General features: G+C 40.6%; 6 protein-coding genes. All 6 read right to left on the bottom strand.

The genetic code is table 11. The features are described 5' to 3' along the window. Positions 1–220: 220 nt before the first annotated feature. The 6 genes from ACCI49_RS23170 to ACCI49_RS23145 all read right to left on the bottom strand — a co-directional run bounded on the left by ACCI49_RS23170 (position 221) and on the right by ACCI49_RS23145 (position 4,783). The gene (locus ACCI49_RS23170; RefSeq protein WP_371841611.1) at positions 221–1,027 is read right to left on the bottom strand and encodes a zinc metalloprotease; all 807 of its coding nucleotides are present in this window, start codon (positions 1,025–1,027) and stop codon (positions 221–223) included. Positions 1,028–2,028: 1,001 nt separating this feature from the next. Next, positions 2,029–2,424, bottom strand: coding sequence for a DUF1801 domain-containing protein (locus ACCI49_RS23165; protein ID WP_371841609.1), 396 nt, complete (start codon positions 2,422–2,424; stop codon positions 2,029–2,031). Positions 2,425–2,507: 83 nt separating this feature from the next. After that, a complete protein-coding gene (locus ACCI49_RS23160) occupies positions 2,508–2,861 on the bottom strand; it encodes a DUF1428 domain-containing protein (protein ID WP_371841607.1) in 354 nt (117 codons plus the stop codon). Positions 2,862–2,976: 115 nt separating this feature from the next. Further along, entirely contained in the window at positions 2,977–3,735 is a 759-nt protein-coding gene (locus ACCI49_RS23155; protein ID WP_371841606.1) for a class I SAM-dependent methyltransferase, read from the bottom strand. Positions 3,736–3,826: 91 nt separating this feature from the next. After that, positions 3,827–4,264, bottom strand: a complete 438-nt coding sequence (locus tag ACCI49_RS23150) for a protein-tyrosine phosphatase family protein (protein WP_371841605.1) — start codon at positions 4,262–4,264, stop codon at positions 3,827–3,829. A gap of 99 nt (positions 4,265–4,363) precedes the next feature. Next, positions 4,364–4,783 carry a DoxX family protein gene (locus ACCI49_RS23145; protein ID WP_371841604.1) on the bottom strand — a complete coding sequence of 140 codons (420 nt, stop codon included), beginning with the start codon at positions 4,781–4,783 and terminating at the stop codon, positions 4,364–4,366. Between the last annotated feature and the right edge of the window lie 1,164 nt (positions 4,784–5,947).

Raw genomic sequence — 5,947 nt, 5'->3', positions numbered from 1 at the left:
TGGTCATGGGTCATCTCTTTTTTGTTAATGGTAAAGAAATGACACAGAATTCTGAACACTACCTTCAGTGCTCATGCCTCACATGGTTCCAAATGAGGGGGTATTCTTTTCCTCTGCCTTGCCTCTGTTTATCAGAATGGTTTACAACAAAAGCGTGGCTTTATAGGAGCTCCTATGCCTTCCAAGGTAAGCCGCCTTAGTCGTTAGAAACTAAAAATATTTATCTAAATGAACTCTCAAAAATAACTGGCTCAAGAAGGATAGTTTCATGGTATGGCTTGACAAACTTGATTTGTGCACCATCAATCTCTACAAGCTCCCCAGACCATGCCAGGTCATATAGAATTTTTAAATCAACCTTATCCTCTTTTGTTAGCTCACTCTTTTCTTCATAGTTCATAATTGAGAAAGGCTTATGCTCACCATAAATCACACTCGGCCAGGCCTTCTCTTTGACATCGGCAAAGAAGTGCCTAAGCCCAAATATATGACCCAGTTCATGGATTATGGTATCAACCTGCTCCTTTCGGCTTTGCTCAAACATTGTAGGAAAAAGCACTAACTCATTGCGCCCTGGATTTGGAAAAAAAGCACGTGCTAATGTACAACCAGCTACGCTACAATTCTCTACTGGCTCTACTCTAATTTTAAAATCCCATACATTTGGGTTCTCGTTGAACCTTACCGGGGAAGCATCTCCCCACTTCAACAATGCCTCTCCAAGCAGAACTCGAATATACTGCTTTATCTCATCTGTATTCTTAAAATACTTTAAAGAGCCTTCATCAAACTTCCACCTCAGAGTAGTGCCCTTCTCCCACAACGGGATGTACCCTTCTCCGCTATGCAATACCAGATCCAACGGGGATTTATTGCCTAAAGTAGGAAATCCGACCTTATCAGTGACACAAATTTTATTGTTTCCATATTTATGAGCCACCGGCTCAGCACAAGAGTCACATTCTTTTTTTGACTTGAGCTTTAGCTTAATACTTTCCTTTGAGTAGCTTTTATCTATTGATGACATAATAACCTACCTAGCTCCACTAAAGTGACGCCACAAGACGCAAGAACTCAGCTTTAAAAAGCACGTTAAAAAGTTGAGAGAATCTATATAGCAGATTAATGATGACAATGATTGAGCAACATCAAATCCGTGCCTTTTTAGACTAATACTTCCACCTTAATCCGTTGCAATTTAACCAATCAGTAAAAGATCAAACCAAAATGTTGTGCAGGTATGTGCTATAGCTGCCTTTCCGTTTGCTCTTTTACTCCAAGTCGGGAAACTGATCAAGTTAACGCCAATTGCTGAAAAAAACTATAGCCAACCACCTAAAGAAACCTGAAGCAACAATTTTACTCATTTTCCCATATTAGAATACAAGAGTATTGCCCCCCGACATGGACCCGATTTATGAGGACACTCAAGAAAAGACTGGCTGACACCCAATGAGACTGCATATACCCATACCACTAGAAAATAAAATCCAACGAGATCCTCGAGCCTCCTAAAAGCTATTTAGACACAGTCTATTTGTTCAACCTTATTCTGCCACTATATTCCCAAAGCTAGGATTTAATACTTAAGCGAAGCTTACATTATATAATCCCAGTCACCAGTAGTAAAAACAGGATCTCGTCAATTATAAAAATAGGGATAACTTACTACCGGGTCAGAAGGAAAGAATACATTGCACTCGAGACTCGCTGTGAATACATCCCTGTAAGCTCGTAATCGGCATCCATGCCTCATACGGTCCCGAGCGCAGTGTATTTTTTCCTTCCCTCTTTTTAGTAAACCCACCTGAAATGCCACGACCCGTCATGATCCTCAGTGGAAAGCCATTATAAACTCCCTTATTTTTGTATAGCCGATATCCTTATAGTCTAACCTTAAATAATCTACCCCCCAGACACTAGAATAAGCATGGCAATATTTCTAGTCGAATCATATTATTTATCAATCAAAACTCAAAAAACTGATTGTTTAAATAGAAATTTTTAGTAAACTTTGCATTCTTACACTTAGACAAGTCGCACTAACTTTCCTTTTCTCTTATAAATGTTCTTGTAATCCCACTGGATCTTTGTAGACTTTCTTAGCCATCGTTTCAGGTCTTTTACATTTATTTGCTCAACCTCGGTATAACGAGCCGAGGCATCCTTGAACTTACCTGTCCCTGGCTTCAGATCCGGCTCCTCAAAGTCAGCTCCACTCCAAAACATCAACCTAATGCAATCCTTTAGCTTGCTATATCCTACTGTTGGATTTCCATCTAAGAACCAAACAGGGTGTCCGTGCCAGATCTTGTTTTCTGCCTCCGGTAATCCTCGGTTAATTTCATACATCAATTTATCACAAATAGGCCTTTCTCCCTCATTCTGGGCCGCATTATATTCTTCAGTTGTAGTATGCTTCATAACATAACCTAATAACTAAGTGCCAGTCCCGTTTACTCGATGACTCAATAGGGTGGCTTTTGATATTGCCTTATGTATAAAGCTTACTCTTCAAGAATAATATTAAAGCCGCCATAAATAAGCCGCTTGCCATCAAACGGCATAGGATTTTGCTTTGAGTTCATTCTTGGATCATCCATTAGGGCTTGCCACCCTGAATCTCGAATCTCTTTTGAGGGCCAAATGACCCAGGAGAATACAACTGTTTCATTCTCAGCACATTTTACAGCCATAGGAAATGATGTCACTTTCCCGTCTGGCACATCATCTCCCCAGCTTTCTACAATCTTTAAGGCACCCTGCTCTTTAAATACTTCTGCAGCAATCTTTGCATGCTTGATATAGTCGTCTTTATTTGCCGTAGGTACAGCTGCCACAAAACCATCTGCGTAAGACATTTAATAAACCTCCAGAAATTGATCTTGGATGGAAAACTCATCACTCATTTCAAATAATACTGCTGATTTAGGTTGATAAATCTTTAGCTAAGAAATTTAACGACAGGCGCTTATATCACTCGATCTGTGTTTCTTTGCGCCCAATATATAGCACAAAATCAAAAGCTATGCTTTTCCTTTTCTCTGGAGCCTCCCAAACCTTACTTATCTCACTGCAAGCAAGTTTAAAGAAGTCGTCGCCGACATCTTCTATACATCTGCGTGTAGCTGAGAATGTATATATGAAATCAAGAAACTCAACCAAGTTCCAGCTAACCTCCATTGGTGGCTTTGAAAATGTTATGGGTTCGAAGGGAAAATTGATTTCCCTAAAATGATTCCAGATAATTTTGTTCTGAGATGCCCAATAGGGTTCCACCACATCCAATATGAACTTATTAAATTTAGTTCCCAAATCGCCACCTAAAACTGGCCAGTTGTAGCCCCAAGCTGAAAATATACCTCCCGGTTTCAGCACTCTCAATGCCTCTGGCCAAAAAGTATCATAGTCAAACCAGTGTAATGCCTGAGCCACACATATAAGATCACAGCTTTCGTTAGGTAACTCACACTTTTCAGACGGCGCTACTTTATAGTTAATTTTAGGGTGCATCTTGGAATTTTTTATCTGCTCCTCGCTAATGTCGGTGGCATATATGCTGTCAAACTTATCAATCAACCCAATGGTAGCCTGTCCGTTCCCACAAGCACAGTCCCATTCAAGTTCGTTTGAAGGGGTCAAATTGGATAGGAGATTAAATAACTCAGCTGGGTAGGTTGGTCTAGCTTTTTCGTATATTTCGGACTTGTCATTAAATAGCCTATGATGGTGCACCCTTACCCCCATATATTACAGCTTGTTAACCATAGTTAGCTGGTGGAAACACTTGTAGCCTGTATGCACTGATACAAAATATGACAATTTCTTATGAGGGAAGTCTTAGCTCGTAATCACATATAAAATCATACTGTTCTTGTGTATCTGGAACTGACACACCCCTTGCTGCTGTTACCTTGTCAATTGCTGTTTGCGATGAAAGACGGTCTTTAACTAAAAGACACGAGGCTACCATGCCTGTACGACCAATACCGGCACGACAATGAACGGCTATGTTTTCACCAGACACCAATAATCTATAAAGCTGATCAATCAAAAGATCGGACATCTTGGGCTCTGGAAGCCCCCGGTCACGAACACCATGACGAATAAAGTTGATTCCATGCTTGGCTAGGACTTCTTCCTCAGCACTTAACCCGAGCTCATATTCTTCAGGTACTTCTAGAAGAGACACAACCACATTTACATCTAACGAGACAAAGTGGCGGACATCATATTCCAACCAGTCGGCCAATGGCTTAGGCATCACGTACAATCTTCCACATACTTATTGTATGTATCAGGTAGATATCCGGAATCATAAAACTCTTTCCCTCCATTAAACTACAGCATAATAGATACTTCATCATGCCCCAATAGACTTATCCTGCCAATTCAGGACTTTTTTATAACTTTTGATACAAAGAACATATGCCCATGCAATCAAGATAATTTGTAGCGGTGTGCGGATTAGCAAATAAATTGGACCCCACTGGTGACCACCTAAACCAATACCGTTTATGGCCGAATAAATATTTGCCGGGAAGAAAGTAATGAGTATGATAATAGCAAATTTGGCCGCACCTTTTTGATGCTTGGATAAAAAAAGTGATATACCGACAAGCAGCTCCAACACACCAGTTAGAAGGACTATTTCCAACCGATACGGGATCCAAGTCGGCAACATCTCAACCATACCTTCAGTTTTTACAAAGTGGCCTATAGAAAAGAAGATAAATGCCAAGCCAAGCCCCCAAGATGCATATTTCCCAACATCTAGCGGCATCCGGGTTACTTTAGAGTAAAAGTAGGCAATAATTAATGGGCTCCACAATAGAGAGAATATTATTATTGGGGTTATCATTGCATTTCTCTAGGTTAGGATTTCTTCAATAGATTGGTCGACATTGAATAGATACAGTGAAAATCATATGGATTAATTCAGCCAGAATCTAACGCCTCTCTTTAAATAATAGAAATTTACTGCTTTTGGTATTGGTGTCCAAGTTTAAAAACAGAACCAAGGACAAACTTATAATCCATGTTAACAAATACATCATCAATCACAATACCTGACGGCTAAACCTTATAAGAAACAGCAGAATTTTTCGCGCCTAATGAAAATGGGCGCCCTCAGCTCAAACAGGAAGGCATGTATAATTTGACAGTTCATGATGTCTCACAATACTTGATGCATGAACCGTCAAGCACTTTACAAGGAGAATCTATGCGGCATAACGAATATGTTTAATTCACACTTGGTAGGAGCGTCAGCATCATATCGTTTTTTACCAAAGTACCGGAGACAGGTGCTATTTGGACAGGTTAGACCCGAATCTGGGAGGAATGTTTCATCGGCTAACTGAACAGAAAGGGAGTTTGATTGAAGAGGGGCACTATATTATGTGTTCGAACAGCTTGCAGAATATGCAGCAACTTAAGAGTTATGCTGGCTAGGCTTTCTATAAAAGCGAAATAACAGGCTCCAGCCCGGCCCAAGCATGAGCAAAAAGAACACCAACACTTTCATTATGTTATCCCACATGTAAAGTGCTTTAGCTTTATTCATGTCACCCACCATCCAAATCATAGTACGTATAAGCACGAGGGTAATAACACAGGCCGCTACCGCCTTTACAAATGAAATCAATTCATATCTTAAGTTGGCCCAACCCCAGTCAGGGTTAGTAGGTCCAGACCCATGAGCAAAGTAATAGGCGAAACGCACATCAGCCCAGCGTATCAAGTCGTGGCCAAAGATCACTGAGAACCCAATATAAGCAGCGGCAAGTCCATGAAGGAAGGTTACGGTTGTCCCATTGCGAATATCAATGACAGTAATAATAAGAAGTAAGACCTAGATTCCCACAATAACCGACACACTTGGCGGTAGCGAAGGAGGCCAGCTGGCTGTAGGCTGGTTAGCTTCCACACAAACAAGCCAGGAACC

Source organism: Microbulbifer epialgicus (assembly GCF_041447265.1).
GTDB classification, from domain to species: domain Bacteria; phylum Pseudomonadota; class Gammaproteobacteria; order Pseudomonadales; family Cellvibrionaceae; genus Microbulbifer; species Microbulbifer epialgicus.
Note: the sequence above shows the minus strand (reverse complement) of the source record. Positions and strands in the feature narration are given on the sequence as shown.